Annotated in this window: 1 protein-coding gene; it reads left to right on the top strand. The window is 64.9% G+C overall.

The genetic code is table 11. The features are described 5' to 3' along the window. The coding region (locus DBV35_RS29100) for an EF-Tu/IF-2/RF-3 family GTPase (RefSeq protein WP_245944146.1) at positions 1-656 on the top strand (656 nt) is incomplete at both ends.

Here is a 656-nt window from a genome sequence, read left to right as displayed (position 1 = left end):
CGGGTCAGGTCGCCGCCGGCGCCCAGGTCATCAACTCGACCAAGGACCGGAAGGAGCGCATCGGGAAGCTGTTCCAGATGCACTCCAACAAGGAGAACCCGGTCGACGAGGCCGTGGCCGGCCACATCTACGCGGTCATCGGTCTGAAGGACACGACCACCGGGGACACGCTCTGCGACCCGCAGAACCCGATCGTCCTCGAGTCGATGACCTTCCCGGACCCGGTCATCCAGGTCGCCGTCGAGCCCAAGTCGAAGGCGGACCAGGAGAAGCTCTCGCTGGCGATCCAGAAGCTGGCGGAGGAGGACCCGACGTTCCAGGTCTCCCTGGACGACGAGACCGGCCAGACCATCATCGCCGGTATGGGCGAGCTGCACCTCGAGGTGCTGGTCAACCGGATGAAGTCCGACTACAAGGTCGAGGCCAACATCGGTAAGCCGCAGGTGGCCTACCGGGAGACCATCAAGAAGGCCGTCGAGAAGTTCGAGTACACGCACAAGAAGCAGACCGGTGGCTCGGGCCAGTTCGCCCGCGTCATCATCAAGCTCGAGCCGCTCACCAGCGGTGACGGTGCGCTGTACGAGTTCGAGAACAAGGTCACCGGTGGCCGTGTCCCGCGGGAGTACATCCCGTCGGTCGACGCCGGTGCCCAGGAC

The sequence above is a fragment of the Acuticoccus kandeliae genome (genome assembly GCF_003073115.1).
Note: the sequence above shows the minus strand (reverse complement) of the source record. Positions and strands in the feature narration are given on the sequence as shown.